This is a genomic window from Actinomadura fulvescens, from assembly GCF_039533225.1.
GTDB lineage: Bacteria > Actinomycetota > Actinomycetes > Streptosporangiales > Streptosporangiaceae > Spirillospora > Spirillospora fulvescens.
The window spans coordinates 176,547-193,308 of record NZ_BAAATD010000007.1; the positions used below are offsets into that span (position 1 = coordinate 176,547).

The 16,762-nt window shown below is 72.3% G+C and carries 11 protein-coding genes; 4 read left to right on the forward strand and 7 right to left on the reverse strand.

The genetic code is table 11. The features are described 5' to 3' along the window. Nucleotides 1–15 precede the first annotated feature (15 nt). Complete coding sequence (locus ABD333_RS25840; protein WP_344544963.1) at nucleotides 16–522, reverse strand: DedA family protein; 507 nt, start codon at nucleotides 520–522, stop codon at nucleotides 16–18. Nucleotides 523–604: 82 nt separating this feature from the next. After that, the gene (locus tag ABD333_RS25845) at nucleotides 605–1,021 is read right to left on the reverse strand and encodes a PH domain-containing protein (protein WP_344544965.1); all 417 of its coding nucleotides are present in this window, start codon (nucleotides 1,019–1,021) and stop codon (nucleotides 605–607) included. Nucleotides 1,022–1,090: 69 nt separating this feature from the next. On the opposite strand from ABD333_RS25845, the gene ABD333_RS25850 reads away from it, so the two are divergent. Then, nucleotides 1,091–2,020 (forward strand): Ppx/GppA family phosphatase, encoded by a 930-nt coding sequence (locus ABD333_RS25850; protein ID WP_344544967.1) that lies wholly within the window; start codon nucleotides 1,091–1,093, stop codon nucleotides 2,018–2,020. A 111-nt stretch (nucleotides 2,021–2,131) separates the two neighbouring features. Next, entirely contained in the window at nucleotides 2,132–4,372 is a 2,241-nt protein-coding gene (locus ABD333_RS25855; protein WP_344544969.1) for a protein kinase domain-containing protein, read from the forward strand. Between the two features lie 110 nt (nucleotides 4,373–4,482). On the opposite strand, the gene ABD333_RS25860 is transcribed toward ABD333_RS25855, so the two are convergent. From ABD333_RS25860 to ABD333_RS25880, 5 genes are all read right to left on the reverse strand, one after another. Then, complete coding sequence (locus ABD333_RS25860; protein WP_344544971.1) at nucleotides 4,483–6,636, reverse strand: MMPL family transporter; 2,154 nt, start codon at nucleotides 6,634–6,636, stop codon at nucleotides 4,483–4,485. 163 nt (nucleotides 6,637–6,799) lie between these two features. Continuing rightward, nucleotides 6,800–10,387 (reverse strand): error-prone DNA polymerase, encoded by a 3,588-nt coding sequence (locus tag ABD333_RS25865; protein WP_344544972.1) that lies wholly within the window; start codon nucleotides 10,385–10,387, stop codon nucleotides 6,800–6,802. 41 nt (nucleotides 10,388–10,428) lie between these two features. After that, entirely contained in the window at nucleotides 10,429–11,991 is a 1,563-nt protein-coding gene (locus ABD333_RS25870; protein WP_344544974.1) for a DNA polymerase Y family protein, read from the reverse strand. Next, complete coding sequence (locus ABD333_RS25875; RefSeq protein ID WP_344544976.1) at nucleotides 11,988–12,812, reverse strand: hypothetical protein; 825 nt, start codon at nucleotides 12,810–12,812, stop codon at nucleotides 11,988–11,990. The genes ABD333_RS25870 and ABD333_RS25875 overlap by 4 nt, the downstream gene beginning before the upstream one ends. Before the next feature lie 693 nt (nucleotides 12,813–13,505). Further along, nucleotides 13,506–14,063, reverse strand: coding sequence for a hypothetical protein (locus ABD333_RS25880; protein WP_344544978.1), 558 nt, complete (start codon nucleotides 14,061–14,063; stop codon nucleotides 13,506–13,508). 189 nt (nucleotides 14,064–14,252) lie between these two features. Between ABD333_RS25880 and mtnA the strand changes: the two genes are divergently transcribed. Together mtnA and ABD333_RS25890 are read left to right on the forward strand one after the other, a co-directional pair. Continuing rightward, nucleotides 14,253–15,275, forward strand: coding sequence for an S-methyl-5-thioribose-1-phosphate isomerase (mtnA, locus tag ABD333_RS25885; RefSeq protein ID WP_344544980.1), 1,023 nt, complete (start codon nucleotides 14,253–14,255; stop codon nucleotides 15,273–15,275). 67 nt (nucleotides 15,276–15,342) lie between these two features. Continuing rightward, nucleotides 15,343–16,320, forward strand: a complete 978-nt coding sequence (locus ABD333_RS25890) for an NAD-dependent epimerase/dehydratase family protein (protein ID WP_344544982.1) — start codon at nucleotides 15,343–15,345, stop codon at nucleotides 16,318–16,320. Nucleotides 16,321–16,762 lie beyond the last annotated feature (442 nt).

The following is a 16,762-nucleotide window of genomic DNA, read 5'->3' on the forward strand; positions in this document are numbered from 1 at the left end:
TGAACCAGGTCGCCGTCAGACGTGTGCTCCGTCCTTGTCCGGGGTCTCGGCGGAACGTGCGTGACCGCGGCGCCGGTAGGCGAGGTAGGCGCCGAGGAGACCGAGCACGGCGACGCCGACGACCGCGGCGATGAGGGGAGAGCGGGCCGCGATCTCCAGCCAGCCCCAGACGAGCGCGTAGCCGCCGAGCATGACCATGGAGGTCCACAGGATCGAGCCGAGCGCGCTGGCGATCAGGTAACGGGGGAGCGGCATGCGCGTCCCGCCCGCGCAGATCGGGATCGCGTGCCGGAGCCCCGCGACCCAGTGGGCGGCGAAGACGGCGAGGGCGCCCCGGCGCGCGACCAGGGCCTCGACCCTGCGCAGGCGCCGCTCGCCGATCCGGCGGCCGGCCCGGGAAGTGTAGATCTTGGCGCCGAGCCCGCGGCCGATCCAGTAGTACGCCTGGCCCCGCACGAAGATGATCAGTATCGCGACGGCGAGCGCCGCCCACAGCGGCAGGCCAAAGAGATCGTCGGGCATGGCGCGGGCTGCCTCGTTTCGGTCGGCGGCGGCTCCTTCGAGCTTAGGTGACCCTAACTCACCGGCGGAAGAGCCGCCGCGGTCAGTCGCGGGCGCTGAGGCGCAGGAGTTCGGCCTCGACGTCGCGGACGTCTTCGCCCAGGTCGAAGGTGCTGAGCAGATGCAGGTCGTCCCGCGTCTCGATCTCCAGCAGGCGAGTGCGCATGAGGAGCCGCTGACGCTCGTCCACCCGGACCGCCGTCACGTCGGGCCAGGGTACGCGGCGCTTGCCCGCGTACCCGCTCACCACGGTCAGGCCTTCGGCGTCGGCCGTCAGGCGCACGGGGGCCAGCAGGTCGCGCAGGGCCAGCGCGCCGGCGCCGAGCGCGGCGATCCCGGCGAGGAAGACCAGCTGCGGATCGCCCGTCGACAGGACGGCCAGCGCCGCCAGCACCACCGTCGCGGCGCACTTCACCGCGGTCTGGGGCAGCGGTACGCGCCAGCTGCGCAGGTCGTTCACGCACGCAACGGTATCCGAGGCGGGTTCCGAGGCGGCCGACGGTGCGCCGGTTCGATAGCGTCATGGTCCATGCGACTGGGAGTGCTTGACGTCGGCTCGAACACGGTGCATCTGCTGGTGGTGGACGCCTACCAGGGAGCGCGCCCGCTGCCGGCGTTCTCGCACAAGGCCGAGCTGCGGCTGGCGGCCCATCTCGACGAGCACGACCGGCTCTCCACCGAGGGCGAGGAGCGGCTCGGCGCCTTCGTCGAGGAGGCGCTGCGGATCGCCGAGGACAAGGGCGTGGAGACCCTCGTCGCGTTCGCGACGTCGGCGGTGCGCGACGCCGCCAACGGCGAGGAGGTGCTCGACCGGATCCGGGAACGCTTCCAGGTCGACATCAACGTCCTGTCGGGCCCGGACGAGGCCAGGCTGACCTTCCTGGCCGTGCGGCGCTGGTTCGGCTGGTCGTCCGGGCGGCTGCTGGTGGTCGACATCGGCGGCGGCTCGCTGGAGATCGCGGCGGGCATCGACGAGGACCCGGACGTGGCGATCTCGCTGCCGCTGGGCGCCGGGCGGCTCACCCGTGACTGGTTCACCGCCGATCCGCCGTCCGCCGACGAGGTGCGCAAGCTCCGCCGCCATGTGCGCGCCGAGATCGCCCGCCATGTCGGTGAGGTGGCGCGGTACGGGGCGCCCGACCATGCGGTGGCCACGTCCAAGACGTTCAAGCAGCTCGCCCGCATCGCCGGGGCCGCGCCCTCGTCGGAGGGACCGTTCGTGCGGCGTACCCTCCGGCATGACGCGCTGACCGAGTGGGCCGACAAGCTGGCCAAGATCAGCCCGGTGGAACGTGCCGATCTCCCGGGCGTCTCCGAACGCCGCGCGGGCCAGCTTCCCGCGGGCGCGATCGTCGCCGACGCCGCCATGGACCTCTTCGGGCTGGCCGAGCTGGAGGTCTGCCCCTGGGCCATGCGCGAGGGGGTCATCCTCCGGCGCCTCGACATGATGGCGACCTGACCTGTCCTGACATCTGGCCTGAAAGGCGCCTCTCTGCCATCGTGTGGGCACGGGGTGGGGACCGCGGCGCCGCACGGGCGGGCGGCCCCCGGGGTGCAAGGGGTTGATGGCATGTCGGACCGGCGGTCTCGGCCAGGGGCCGGGTTGCGCGACCTGCGTTCCGACGACCCGACGCGGGTCGGACCGTACGAGCTCGAAGCCAAGATCGGCGAGGGCGGGATGGGCGCGGTCTACCTGGGCCGTGCCCCCGGTGGCCAATTGGTCGCGGTCAAGGTCGTCCGGCCGGAGCTGGCCGAGGATCGCGCGTTCCTGTCGCGGTTCAACGACGAGATGGCCAACGCCGAACGGGTCGCCTCGTTCTGCACCGCGCAGGTCCTCGACCACGGCGAGGACCTCGGCATGGCGTACATGGTCACCGAGTACATCGACGGCCCGTCGCTGCTCCAGCACATCCAGGAGGACGGGCCGCTGTCGCCGGGCCTGCTGCACGGCGTGTCGGTCGGCGTGGCCGCCGCGCTCGTCGCCATCCACTCGGCCGGGCTGGTCCACCGCGACCTCAAGCCGAGCAACGTGCTGCTGTCGATCTCGGGGCCGCGCGTCATCGACTTCGGCATCGCCCGCGCGCTCGACGCCGCCACGTCCCACACCAAGACCGGCCAGGTCGTCGGCACCCCCGGCTACATCGCGCCCGAACAGGTCCTCACCCAGCAGATCTCACCCGCGGTCGACGTCTTCGCGTGGGGGTGCCTCGTCGCGTACGCGGCGAACGGCCGCAACCCGTTCGGCACCGGCTCGTTCCAGATCATGGTGGGCCGTGCGCTGCACGCCGAACCCGAGCTGGGCGCCCTCACCGACCCGCTGGCCTCGCTCGTCCGGGCCGCGCTCCACAAGGAACCGGAACGCCGTCCCTCCGCGCGAGAACTGCTCCTTTCGCTGGTGGGCGGGACGGGCGGCGAGGCCGAGATCACCACCCAGCTGGGCGAGGCGTTCGCCGCCCCGCCCGAGCCGGAGAGCCCGCGGCCTTCTCCGGCGGCGACCGCAGGATCACAGCCGCCGCCCGCGCGACCGCCGGGTCCACCGCCTGCCGCCGAGCACTGGGCGAACGCGGCGGACGTCACCGAGGCGAAAGAGGCTCTTCCTGGAGCCAACGGCGCGCCCCCGGCACCTTCCCCGTCGTGGCGGGGCGGGCCTGAGCACACGAACCCCGCCGGGGAGACGGTGACCGATCCGGGGATGCGACAGCGTTCTCCGTTGCCGCCGCCCGGTCCGATGCCCGCGATGCCGCCCGGTCCGACGCCTGCGATGCCATCCGCTCCGATGCCCGCGATGCCGCACGCGGCCGAGGCGCCGACCGAACCGCCCGCCACACGGCCGGTCAGCGAGCAGCCGCGGACCCGCGCGGAACGGCCGAAGCGCCGTGGGCTCGTCGTTGCGGGCGCGGCCGTGCTGACCCTGGTCGCGGCGACGGGGGCCGGTGCCACGCTCTGGATCATGCAGTCGGGCGACAAGAAGCCCGGAGGTGACTCGGCCGCCGGACCCGCGCCGCTGCCGACCGCCGCGATGTACGTGCGTATCGACACCAAGAAGGGCTGGCCTGGCAAGTGCCACGGCGACATCGGCCGTTTCACGCCCGGGTCAGGGAAGGTCGAAACGCTGGTCGGCGGACCCCAGTGCGACATGCTGCCCGAACGTTCGCCCGTCGGCGACAAGGTCGCGTTCACCCGCAGGACCGCCGGCGGGCACGAGGCCTGGATCATGAACGGCGACGGGAGCGGCCGGCAGCGGCTGAGCACCGAGCTGGCGGGCGGCCGGCTGACCTGGTCGCCGGACGGCACCCGGCTGGCGGGCATGGGCGAGTACGACGGTCGCAAGCAGATCGTCATCATGAACGTCAAGGACGGGACGACCCGGCAGCTCACCACCGACGGCTCCGAGAAGGACGACCCCATGTGGTCGCCCAAGAGCGACACGATCGTGTTCTGGAGCAAGCGGGACGGGGATCAGGCGATCTACACGCTGAACGTCAACGACCCGGGCACGTGGACGAAGCTGAGCGAGGACAGGATCAGGACCAACGACCCCGAGTGGTCACCGGACGGAACGAAAATCGCCTACACGCGCGGTGAGTACCCGAACAGCGACATCTGGGTGATGTCCTCCGACGGCGCACAGGACAGCCGGGTCACCAAAGGCTCCGAGCACGAGATGGATCCGAACTGGTCCCGCGACGGCAAATGGCTCGCCTACGTGAGCGGCCCGTACAGCGTCCCCCGCATCCGGGCCGTCCGGCTTGACGGCACCGGCGACGTGGCCGTCACCGGCGACAGGGACATCGGTCACCCCAACTGGTAGCCCGGCCCGGCCGATGGGGTGTGCGAGAGGGGACGGCGCGCGCCGGGGAAGCCGTGTGGGACGGCGCGCGCCGTGCTCATCGGGAGACCGTGCTCATCGAAAGACCGCGATCAGCGGGGTACGGCAGCGGTCTCGTCCTCGGCGGTGTCGGCCGGGCGCGGCGTCGTCTCGCGGGCCAGGGCGCTCGGCCACCACATGCGCGGCCCCAGATCGAGGTTGAGCGCCGTGACCAGGACCGACCGCACGATGAACGTGTCGAGCAGCACGCCGAACGCGACGGCGAAGCCCAGCTCGGTGACGAACACCAGGGGCAGCGAGCCCAGCGCGGCGAACGTGCCCGCGAGCACCGCGCCCGCCGAGGTGATGACGCCTCCGGTCGCGGCCAGCCCGATGAGCGCGCCGCGCCGCGTGCCGTGCTGCTTGGCCTCCTCGTGGACGCGGGTCATCAGGAAGATGTTGTAGTCGGTCCCGAGGGCCACGAGGAACACGAACGCCCACAGCGGGAAGGACGGATCCGAGCCCGCGAAGCCGAAGAGGTGGGTGAACACCAGCGCGCTCACGCCGAGCGCCGCCGCGAACGACAGGACCACGGTCGCGACCAGGATCAGTGGCGCGACGAGGGCGCGCAGGAGCACCGCGAGGATTCCGAAGACGACCAGGAGCACGATCGGGATGACGAGGTTCTGGTCGTGCCGGGACGCGTTGTTGATGTCCAGGGTGACGGCGCTCGCGCCGCCGACCTTGGCGTCCGCGCCCGGAACCCGGTCGACCGCCGCGCGGGCCCGTTCGACGATCGAGAAGCCGGCCTGGGTGTCGGGTGGCGCGTTCAGCGTCCCTTCGAGGTAGACCAGCCCGTCCACGGGCCGGCCGGCCGGTTTGACGTCGGTGAGGTTCGGCACCCCGGTCAGCGCAGCCTGCACGCCGCTCGCCGTCGGCGCCTTCGCGATCACCTGGATCGGGGAGCCGGTGCCGGCGGGGAAGTGCGCGACGAGGACCTCCTCGCCCGCGACCGAGTCGGGTTTGCCGGCGCTGAAGGAGTCCTTCTGCGCCAGGTAGTCGGTCTTGAGCCCGGCCAGGCCGAGCGCCATGCCTCCGAGGACGACCGCGGTGACGAGCCAGGTCAGGCGCGGATGGGGGGTGATGAACGTGCCCACGCGCGCCCAGAACCCGCGTTCGGCCGGCTCCTGCGAGCCGTAACGCGGCCGGACCGGCCAGAACATCCACCGGCCGAAGATGACCAGGAGCGCGGGCAGCAGCGTGACCATCGCGGCGAGCGCCACCGCCACGCCGATCGCCATCACCGGTCCCATGCTCTTGGTCGAGTTGAGCATCGCCATGAGCAGGCACAACATGCTCAGCGCCACGGTGGAGCCGCTGGCGATGATCGCGGGTCCCGCGCGGTGCAGCGCGAACGCCATCGCCTCGTGCCGGTCGCTGTGCCTGCGGAGCTCCTCGCGATAGCGGGCGATGAGGAGCAGCGCGTAGTCGGTGCCCACGCCGAACACCATCACGGTGAGGATGAACGCGGCCTGCCCGTTCACGGTGAGCCCGGCGTGCTCGGCGAGCAGGTAGACCACCGCCTCCGCCGCCTGCAGCGAGATCGCCACGCAGATCAGCGGCACCAGCCACAGCACCGGGCTGCGATAGGTGATCAGCAGGATGACGATCACGATGGCCGCGGTGATGTAGAGCAGGGTCGCGTCGAAGCCGGAGAAGACGTTGCTGAAGTCGCCGCCGTAACCGGCCGGGCCGGTGACGTGCGCTTCGAGCCCGGCGCCCCCGGACTGGACGACGTCACGGAAGTCCTTGACCGCCGGGCCGAGGAGTTCCCAGCCGTCGTCGCCGACCTTGACGTTGACGATCGTCTGGAGCGCCTTGCCGTCCTTGGACGGCCGCGGCCCCTGCACGCTCTGCACGATCTTGCGAGCCGGGGCGTCGCCGGGCGGGTCGCCGGTCACCTGCGCCAGCCTGGCCGCGTCGGCCGTGGCCTTGGCGCGGTCCGCGGCGGTGATCGCGGCGCCGTCGCGGTGATGGACCACCACGGCGGGGAACGTGTCGCTCGGGACGAACTTCTCCGCCAGCTCGACGACCTGGGTGGACTCGGCGTTCTTGGGCAGCCAGGCGGACGCCTCGTTGCTCTGGGCGTCGGTCAGCTTGGACGCGAGCATGATGGCGGGGACGAAGAGCAGGAGCCAGACAACGAGGACGACCCACTTGCTGACCCGTCCGCACGGGATGGACGAGAACCGGTACTCGCCGAACATGGAGGTACTCCCCGGGGTGTGCGCCGCCGCCCGCATCCCCAGACCTACGTCCGCCCCCGGCCGTCGTCAAGACATATCGCGTTATTGGAAGTTTCGCCAAAAACGACATTCCATGCCAATGCCCAGGTCAGCGAGCATGCGACCGGATCCGGACACGGCGTCGTCAGTGGAAGTTGCGCGCCCGGACCCTGCCCGGCACCGGAAGCCGCCGCAGCCGCGTCGCCCGGACACTGGTCACCCCCTCGGCCTTCTCCAGGCGCCCGCTCACCAGCAACGCCTGGGAGTCGACGGCCAGCGCCCGGTAACGCTGGAACACCTGTGGCGGGCACGTCACGTTGATGATCCCGGTCTCGTCCTCCAGCGAGATGAACACGATGCCGCCCGCCGTCGGAGGCCGTTGCCGATGGGTCACGAGGCCCGCCACCACCACGTTGGTCTCGCCGGGCGCCGTCGCCAGCCGCTTGGACGACAGTGCGCCGAGCTCGTCCAGCGCCTCCCGTACGTGCGCCATCGGGTGGGTGTGCGAGACCCCCGTCGCCCACAGATCCGCCAGCGTCTCCTCGACCGGCGTCATCGCCGGCAACCCGGGCGGCGCGGCCGCGCCGGGCGTGACGCCTTCCAACTGCCCCGCCCCGGCCCCCGCCAAGGCCCCCGCCGCCCACAGCGCCTCCCTGCGGCTCAGACCCCTCCCTTGATCGCCAGCCTGCCGCCACCGCCGCTCGTCGTCGGCAACCCTTGGCTCATCTACCCGCTGCCGCTGGTCGTCGTCGGCAACCCTTGGCTCGCCCGGCTGCTGCCGCTGGTCGTCGTCGGTGAGCCTTGGCTTGTCTGCCTGCTGTGATCGGTCGTCTGCCTGCTTGAGGCCGTTCGGCTGCTGTTGCGGGTTGGTGTCGGCGGGCTTTGGAGCGGTGCCGCCGACCGCTGTGAGGGAGTCCTGGCGCCAGTGGGTTACGGCGTGTGCGGTGGGGGTGCGGACTCCGAGGTTGGTGAAGGCGCCCGCGGTGGCCAGGGACTCCAGGGCCGCCGACGAGAGGGGAACGCGGCGGGCCAGGTCCTCCATGCTCGCGTACGGGCGGCCGGCGGCGATCGCCTCCGCCACGTCGTCGCCCAGGTTGCGAATGCCGGTGAGGCCCATCCGGATCGCGGGCTGCGGCTCCCCGGGCGCGTGCGGGTGGTCGCTCTCGACCGGGACCGGCTCTTCGAGGGTCGGATGGGCGCCGCTGGCGTTGATGTCCACGGGGCGTACGACCACGCCGTGGCGGCGGGCGTCGGCGTAGAGCGACTGGGTGCTGTAGAACCCCATCGGCTGGTTGCGGACGAGCGCGGCCGTGAAGGCGGCGGGGTGGTGCCGCTTGAGCCAGGAACTCGCGTACACCAGGTGGGCGAAGCTCTGCGCGTGCGACTCGGGGAAGCCGAACCCCGTGAAGCCCAGGATCTTCTCGTAGATGTCCTCGGCGATGTCGGCGGGGATGCCGCGTTCGGCCATGCCCTCCAGGAGGCGGGTGCGCAGCCGTTCCACCCGTTCGGGCGCGCGTTTGGCGCCCATCGCCTGCCGCAGCAAATCGGACTCGGCCGGTGAGAAGCCCGCGCAGTCGACCGCGAGCTGCATCATCTGCTCCTGGAACAGCGGAACGCCGAGGGTGCGGGCGAGCGCGTTCCGCATGAGCGGATGGGGGCAGTGCGGCGGCTCGGCGCCCTTGCGGCGGCGCAGGTACGGGTGGACCGAGCCGCCCTGGATGGGGCCGGGCCGGATCAGCGCGACCTCCACGACCAGGTCGTAGAACTCGCGCGGCTTGAGCCGGGGCAGCGTCGCCATCTGCGCCCGCGACTCCACCTGGAACACCCCGACGGTGTCGGCGTCGCACAGCATGTCGTAGACGAGCGGGTCTTCGGACGGGATCGACTGCAGGTCGTAGCGTTGGCCGTGATGCTCGGCGACCAGGTCGAACGTGTCATGCAGCGCCGCCAGCATGCCGAGGCCCAGAAGGTCGAACTTCACCAGACCGGCCGCCGCGCAGTCGTCCTTGTCCCACTGCAGGACGCTGCGGTCGGCCTTCGTGGCCCACTCGATCGGGCAGACCTCGCCCACGGGCCGATCGGCGATCACCATGCCGCCCGAGTGGATGCCCAGGTGCCGGGGGAGCTTCAGCATGCGGCTCGCCAGCTCGGTCACGGCGGTCGGGATCTCGGCCTCGGCGCCGACGGGGTCGCGCGGGTCGATGCCCTTCGACCAGGCGTCCTGCTGGCCGGGGGAGAAGCCGAGCGCGCGCGCCGCGTCGCGGACCGCCATGCGCGGCCGGTAACTGATCACGTTGGCCACCTGCGCCGTGCACTTGCGCCCGTACTTGTCGTAGACGTACTGGATGATGTCCTCGCGGCGGCGGTGCTCGATGTCCAGGTCGATGTCGGGCGGCCCGTCGCGGCCCGGCGACAGGAACCGTTCGAAGAGCAGCCCGTGCTGGACGGCGTCGACGCCGGTGATGCCGAGGGCGTAGCAGACCGCCGAGTTGGCCGCCGACCCGCGCCCCTGGCAGAGGATGTCGCGGTCTTCGCAGGCCTTGACGATGTCGTGGACGATGAGGAAGTAGCCCGGGAATCCGAGCGCCTCGATGACGTCGAGCTCCTTGGCGATCTGGGCGTACGCGCCGGGTGTCTTCTCGCGTTCGGGCGGCCCGTACCGTTTGCGCGCGCCCTCGGCCACCAGCTGCCGCAGCCAGCTCGCCTCGTCGTGCCCCTCGGGTACGGGCCAGTCGGGCAGCTTCGGCGCCACGACCTTGAAGTCGAACACGCACGAGCGCGCCAGCTCGACGGTCCGTTCGCGCACGCCGGGGAAGCGGGCGAGCCGGGCCGCCATCTCCGCGCCGGTGCGCACGTGCGCGGTGCCGCCCGCGGGCAGCCAGCCGACCATGTCGTCGAGGCCGCGCCGCGCCCGCACCGCCGCGAGGGCCTGGGCCAGCCGGGCGTCGGGGCCGGGCGCGGCGAAGTGCACGTTGTTGGAGGCGACGACGCCGAGGCCGGTACGGGACGCCAGCTCGAAGAGCAGGTCGTTGCGGACGTCGTCGTCGGGCTGGTCGTGGTCGACGAGCTCGACGAACACGTTGTCGCGGCCGAACATCTCCGCCAGGCGGCGCAGCTCGCGTTCGGCCGCCGCCGGGCCGCCGGACTCCAGCGCCGCCGGCACCGCGCCCTTGCGGCAGCCGGTCAGCACCGCCCAGTGCCCGTCATGCGCGCTCGCCAGCTTGCCGACGTCGTAGACCGGACGGCCCTTCTGCCCGCCGTCCAGCTGCGCCGCCGTGATCGCCGAGCAGAGCCGCCCGTAGCCGGCGGCGTCGCGGGCGAGGACGAGCAGGTGTTCGCCGGCCGGATCGGGTTCGCCGGTCTGCGGGCCGGGCAGGCCGAGGCTGAGCTCCGCGCCGAAGATCGTGCCGACGCCCAGCTCGTTCGCCGCCTGGGCGAACTGCACCGCGCCGTACATCCCGTCGTGGTCGGTGATCGCCATCGCCTCCACGCCCAGCCGCGCCGCCTCCTCGGCCAGCGCGGCCGGTTCGCTCGCCCCGTCCAGGAAGCTGAACGAGGAGTGGCAGTGCAGCTCCGCCCACGCGATCTCAGGCTCGGAACGGCGGACGGCCGCGGCCCGAGCGGCCTCCGGGCGCTCCTCCACCTCGTCGCGGGGACGTTCTTCGCCGTCGGATCTCCAGGAGAGCCGTTTCTCGAAGTCCCGCCAGGAGATCGGCGGGTTATGCCATCCCACGGGACGTCCTCTCAGTCCTAGGCCGCTCAGTCCTAGGCCGCTCAGTCATAGGCCGCCTCCACCTGCCAGCGGCCGCCCTCCACGGCCAGCAGGAACGCGCGGCCGTCATCGGTCACCACCTGGAAACGCGCGCGCCGCCGCGCGCGGGCGGGGTCCCACCAGCGTTCGTCCACCGGCCACGGACCGGTCCAGGAGGTCACCGCGGCGGCCGGTCCGCCGCCGAACGAGACGAGCGCGGGCGGCGCCGACACGGTGCAGCGCGCGGAGACCACCACCGGAGTGCCCGCCGCGTCGGTGACCCGCGCGGCCAGGGACACCGGCGGCACGCAGGCGGGCGCGGGCGCGGGAATCGCGCCCGGCCACGGGCCGTCCGGGACGCCGCCGGGCACCAGATCACCGACCGGCACCTTCGTCACCCGCTCGCCCGGCCCCCGCCCGCCGGTCACCACCGGACGCGTGATCCCGCGGTGGCCGAGCAGCGCCTGGATCCGGTCGGCGGCCCGGGCGATCCTGTCGGTCACCGAACTCTGTCCCCAGAGCGCCTGCTGCCTGCCCTCGTCCGGAACGAGCTGGTCGGGGGTCAGCTCCAGCCACGCGACGCCGCCCCACACCGCCTGCTCGTCCCCGGGAAGCTCGATGCCGTCGGCGTCCGTGCCCGGCGTGGGCCGTTCCGACCGCCACGCCGACAGCTGCCACCGCACCCGTTCGGCGATCGCCAGCGTGGACAGCAGCCCGTCGTGCCGCCACAGCCGTTCCAGCACCTGCCCGTCCGCGAAGCCGATCTCCACCGCGAGCCGGACGCAGGTCAGCCCGCCCGCGCCGAGACCCTCGTGCAGCTCACCGGCCAGGCGCTTGGCCGCGAACACCACCTGCTCGGCCTGCGCGGCGGGCGGGTCGAACTCGTCCCGCACGGACAGGTCCACGGCCGAACGCCCCGGCGCCAGCGGCCGCGGCTCCTCGCCCCTGGCGAGCCGCTGGGCCAGCGCGCCATCGGCGCCGAACCGCCCCGCCACATGCCCGGACGGCAACGCCGCGAACGCGCCCAGCGTCCGCACGCCCAGCCGGTTGAGCAGGTCGGCGAGCTCCGGCCGGCCCAGGACCGACAGCGGATAGGGAGCCAGGAAAGCCGCCGCCCCGCCCTGCGGAACGACCGTCCCGCCGTCCTCGGTGCGGGCGGCGAGCTCGGCGGCGAACAGGCCGTCCGCGATGCCCGCGCCGCAGTCGAACCCGGCCTCGACCACCGCGTCCTGCACCATCACCCGCAGCGACTCCTCCCCGCCGTAGAAGCGCGCCGCGCCCCGGGCGGCGATCGCGCACAGCCCCGGCCGGACGACCTCCACCTTGGGCGTCAGCGCCGCCACCGCGTCCACGACCGTCTCGAACAACCGCCCCTCAGCGTCGGTGTCACGCTCACGCACGACCAGGTCAGGGCAGCGCCGCTGGGCATCCCTGATCCGCTGCCCCCGCCGTACGCCCACGGCCCGTGCCGCCGCCGTGCACGCCGCGACCTGGCCTTGCACGACCACGGCCCCGGCCGTGGCCGCCTCCACCCCGGCCGCCGTCACGGGCCAGTCCGGACACCACACCACCAACGTCCGGCTCATGCGCCCTCCGCCTCCGGCTCACGCACGACCTCCAATACCGGCCGCCCCCCGCCGTCGCCGGGCGGGTCGCTTGCGGTGCTGCCTGGGCGCAGCTCGCTTGTCACGCCGTTGGCTCGCAGCTCGACCGGATGCAGATGGCCGCCGGTGGACGCGGGCTCGTAGGTGGTCACTCCGCCGTCGGGGCCGGGCAGCCACACCCAGGTACGACGGCCCGTGCCCGGGGCCCCGCGCCCTTCGGCGACGATCTGCGCGCGGCGCCCGCGCAACCGGCCGTGCCCCTCGCCGAGGCCGATCCATTCGGCCTGGTCGACCCGCAGCCGGACCGCGGTGCCCGGCCAGTCGTGCCCGGTGACGGTGAGCACGCAGCCGTGCTTGCGCGCGAGCGCCGACAGGCGCCGTACGGGGGCGGAGCCGGGCGGCTCGGGCGGCCGGACCAGAACGAGATCGACCGCCTCGATCAACGCGGCGACCACGTCGGGCCAGCGTCCGTCCGGCTCGTCCACCAGAAGCAGCCGTTCGGGCTCGGCGCCCATCCCCACGGCGGCGGCGATACCGAACTCAGGCATCCCGACCACCGCGCACCACCCTCCCGTCCCGTTCTCCCCGCCGTGCCGGGAGACGCCCGCCACGAGCGCGAGCCCGAGGGAGGCCGCGCCCATCCCCGCCAGCCCCACGACCGACCCGGGCCGGAGCCCGGAGACCACCGGACGCAGGGCCGGAAGGACCGGCACGAGGTCGAGCCGGGAGGCGGTGTCGAGCCCGAGGCCTTCCAGGGCCGTCGCGTTCGCTAGCGTGGCCTTGGCCAGCGCCGCGTCCGCCACAGTGCCTCCCTACGACGTCGCTTCGAGCCCTCCTACAATCTCGAACACAAGTTCGAACATGTCAAGTTGTTGCAGGTCACAGCCTGGACAAGAGGGAGCGGATCGCCCGGTGCGAGGTGCCCGATCGCCCTGTGGCACAAGGGAATCCGGCCGATCCGAAGAAACATGATCACCCCCCGGCTTGGGGGTGCCAGGGCAGTCGGGCCGCTCGACCGGCGCCCGGTTCGAGCTCGTGAGCGTTGCGACGGGCGATCTTCGCGGTTCGTCTACAGGTTGTCCAGTTCGGCTACATCTTCGCAGCCGCCCAAAACCCACCTTGGGATGATCTTGTGAGTGGTGGGGCGGGCAGACCACCGGACGGCCGAACCACGACGGAAGCTGCTCGCTGAACGCCGCCGTCAAGAGCGGTATCCGCTTCCCTCGTTGGATGGTCGGTGTATCCGGTCTCGCCCATATACATCACGTGCCTCACCGGCACCGAGTTGAGCGGCGCCGACACGCAGCCGTTCACCCGGCTCCTTACTGCCGTCGGCGGGCGGCGCGCGACAGTCGTTCACCCGGCTCCTTGCCGCCCGCGGCGAGTGGCGCGCCGACAGTCGTTCACCCGTTTCCTTGCCGCCCTCGGCGGGCGGCGGTCCGCGGGCCACGGCAGCCGGGCTGCCGGTCTCGGCCGGTGGGGTGCTCCTGTGGCCGCTAGGGGTGGTCGCGGACGGGGGCGTTGCCAGGGAGCCCGAAGCTGCGGCGGGCGCGCTGGGAGAGGCCGTCGCGTTCGAACGGGCCGCCCGAGCCGATGAAGTCGAAGACCCTGCGTTCGCCCGCTTTGCTGAACATGCGGCTCACCGTGGGCCCGAATCCGGCTCCGTCCAAGGGCTTTTCGACCGACGCGACCGCTCCTGAGCGAACCGTGATCCGCATCGGTGAGACAAAGCCGGTCCCGGCCAGGAGCGAGGGGCCCATCCTGGCGAACTCCTGGCAGGCTGTGTAAACACCGGTCAGCAGGTCGGGACCGCGCCGTTCGGTCTCGATCAGTTCGAGGTCGCACAGCCATCGGCTCTTCAGTTCGGGCTGGTCGTTCAGGGCGCCGCCGAGGTCGGCCTTGGTCTCAAGGTGGGCCTGGATCAGCGGGACCAGTTGGGTGCGCAGTCGCCCGTCGACCGACGGCGGCCTCGGGTCCGGCCACGCCATGATCCCGGCGGCGGCACCACCGGCGACGAGCACCGTCCCGACGATGAGCCAAGATCGCCTGCGCATCGCACCACCTTAGGGCTGGAACACCGAATTGCGCCGCGTTCATTGCAAAAGCCGGACGTTCATGGTGAACAGGCCTTCCGGACATGACAATCCGCGCCGACGCAAATCGTTCTTTGGTAACAACGCATCCCTCCAGTCGTGCTTCGCCGCGACGGGGGCGGAGTGTGGTGGGATTCGTATGCTGCGGTCATGGCGGACGACGTGCGTGCGGTCGAGTGGACGGGGGAGGGGCTGCGGCTCGTCGACCAGACCCGGCTCCCCGGACGGCTGGAGTACCTCGACATTCGCGACGTCGAGGGACTCGTCGGCGCGATCCAGCGGTTGTCCGTACGAGGCGCCCCGGCGATCGGCGTGGCGGGCGCGTTCGGCGTGGCGATCGCCATGATCCAGGCCGCACGGGAGGGCTGGGACGGGACGGCCCTGGCGGCGGCCGTCGAACGGGTCCGGGATGCCCGGCCGACGGCGGTCAACCTCGCGGCGGGCGTGGACCGGGTGATCCCGTTCATGGCCGAGAGCCTGGACGCCGTGGTCGCCGAGGCGAAGGCCCTGCTCGACGAGGACGTGCGCGGCAACCGGGCCATCGGCGCGTTCGGCGCCGACTGGCTGCTGGAACGATCCAGCGACCGGCCCCTCCGTGTGATCACCCACTGCAACACCGGAGCGCTCGCCACCGCGGGCTGGGGGACCGCGTTCGGCATCGTCCGCGAACTGCACACCCGCGACAGGCTCGACGTCGTCTACGCCGACGAGACCAGGCCGCTCCTCCAGGGCTCGCGCCTCACCGCCTGGGAACTCGACCGCCTCGGCATCCCGCACTTCGTCCAGGCGGACGGGGCCGCGGCCAGCACCGTACTGCGCGGCCTCGTCGACGTCGCGATCATCGGCGCCGACCGGATCGCCGCCAACGGCGACACCGCCAACAAGATCGGCTCGGTCGGGCTGGCGCTGGCCTGCGCCGACGCGGGCATCCCCTTCATGGTCGCCGCTCCCTGGAGCACGATCGACCTCGCGACGGCCTCCGGCGCCGACATCCCCATCGAGGAACGCGCGGCGGAGGAGATTCTCGGCTGGGGCGACGTCCGGGCGGCACCGGCCGGCTCCCGCGCCCACAACCCGGCGTTCGACGTCACGCCCGCCCGTTTGGTGAGCGCGCTCGTGACCGAAACCGGTGTGATGGAGATCTCGGCGGGCGAGACCCCTGGTCAACGCTGACCGTTCCGGCCGCCTGCGTGTGGCGCGTCAGACTGCGGGCACATCCCGGCCGACGCGAGGAGAACCCATGGGACTGACGGTTGCGGTGACCGGGCCGACCGGTGAGATCGGCACGGCGGCGGTACGCGCGCTCGAGGACGACGATCGGGTCGAACGGATCGTCGGAATGGCGCGCAGGCCGTTCGACCCGGCCAGCCGGGGCTGGCGGAAGACCACCTACCACCAGGGCGACATCCAGGATCGTTCCGCCGTGGACGCGCTGGTGGCGCAGGCCGACGTGGTGCTGCACCTGGCGTTCATCATCATGGGCTCCCACCAGGAAAGCGAACGGGTCAACCTGGCCGGCACCCGCAACGTCTTCGAGGCGACCCAGGCCGCCGAACGGCCGTCGCGTCTCGTCTACACCTCGTCCGTCGCCGCGTACGGCTACCACGCCGACAACCCGGTGCCGCTGACCGAGGACGTACCGCCCCGGGGGTCGGACGCGCACTACTACTCCGCGCAGAAGGCCGCATGCGAGCACCTCCTCGCCGAGACCACCAAGGACCTGGACGTCTTCGTCCTGCGTCCCTGCATCGTCGCGGGCCCTGAGGCGACCCTCCTCCTCCGCAACCTGCCGTGGGAACAGGCCCCCGATCCGCTCCGCCGCCTCCTCGGCGCGGTGCCCGGCCTGCGTCCGGTCCTTCCCGATCCCGGGGTGCGCTTCCAGCTCGTTCACCATGACGATGTGGCCGCCGCGCTGGCCGCCGCCGTCGCGGGAGACGGCCCGCCCGGCGCGTACAACCTGGCCGCCGACGGCGAGCTGACCGTCGGCGACCTGGCCCGGGCCATCGGCGCCTACACGGTCCCCGTCCCCGCCGACCTGATAACACTGACCGCCGAGCTGATCAAGCTCCTGCCGCTCGTGCCCTCCCAAGCCGAATGGATCCACGCCGTCCGGCACAAGATGATCGTGGACACCGCCAAGGCCCGGCGCGACCTCGGCTGGACCCCGCGCCACAGCGCCCACGAGACCCTCCAGGCCATGGCCAAAGCCCACCACTGACCACCCCCATCCCGGCGCCGGACGAATGCCCGAACCAGCCGTAAAGGCCCGAAGTACCCCCCGGCAGCACACGCCGCCCGATCCACAACCACTCACGCAAAGTCGGCAGCACAGCCCCACACCGCGCCCAGGCCACGCCGCCGTCCGTCCGTATCGCCGGACAGGCCCCTCCGGGACCGAAGCGACAACACGATCCACTCGACGGCACTGCGCCTGTGCCACAGGCGCCAGCCAGCCGCAGCATGGGAGTGCTGCGGCGGTGACGGCGCGGTGGCCCGCTGCCGCGGGCGCCAGCGCGGCCTGTGGTGGCGCGGTGGCTTGCGTTGGGAAGCGGCCTGCATTGGGGAGCGGCTGGTGCCGCTGTATGGGGGTTGTGGTGGGGGCGGCACGGTGAGGCCGTTGCGGTTTGTGGTGGCTTGTGTTGGGGGTGGCCTGCGCCGCA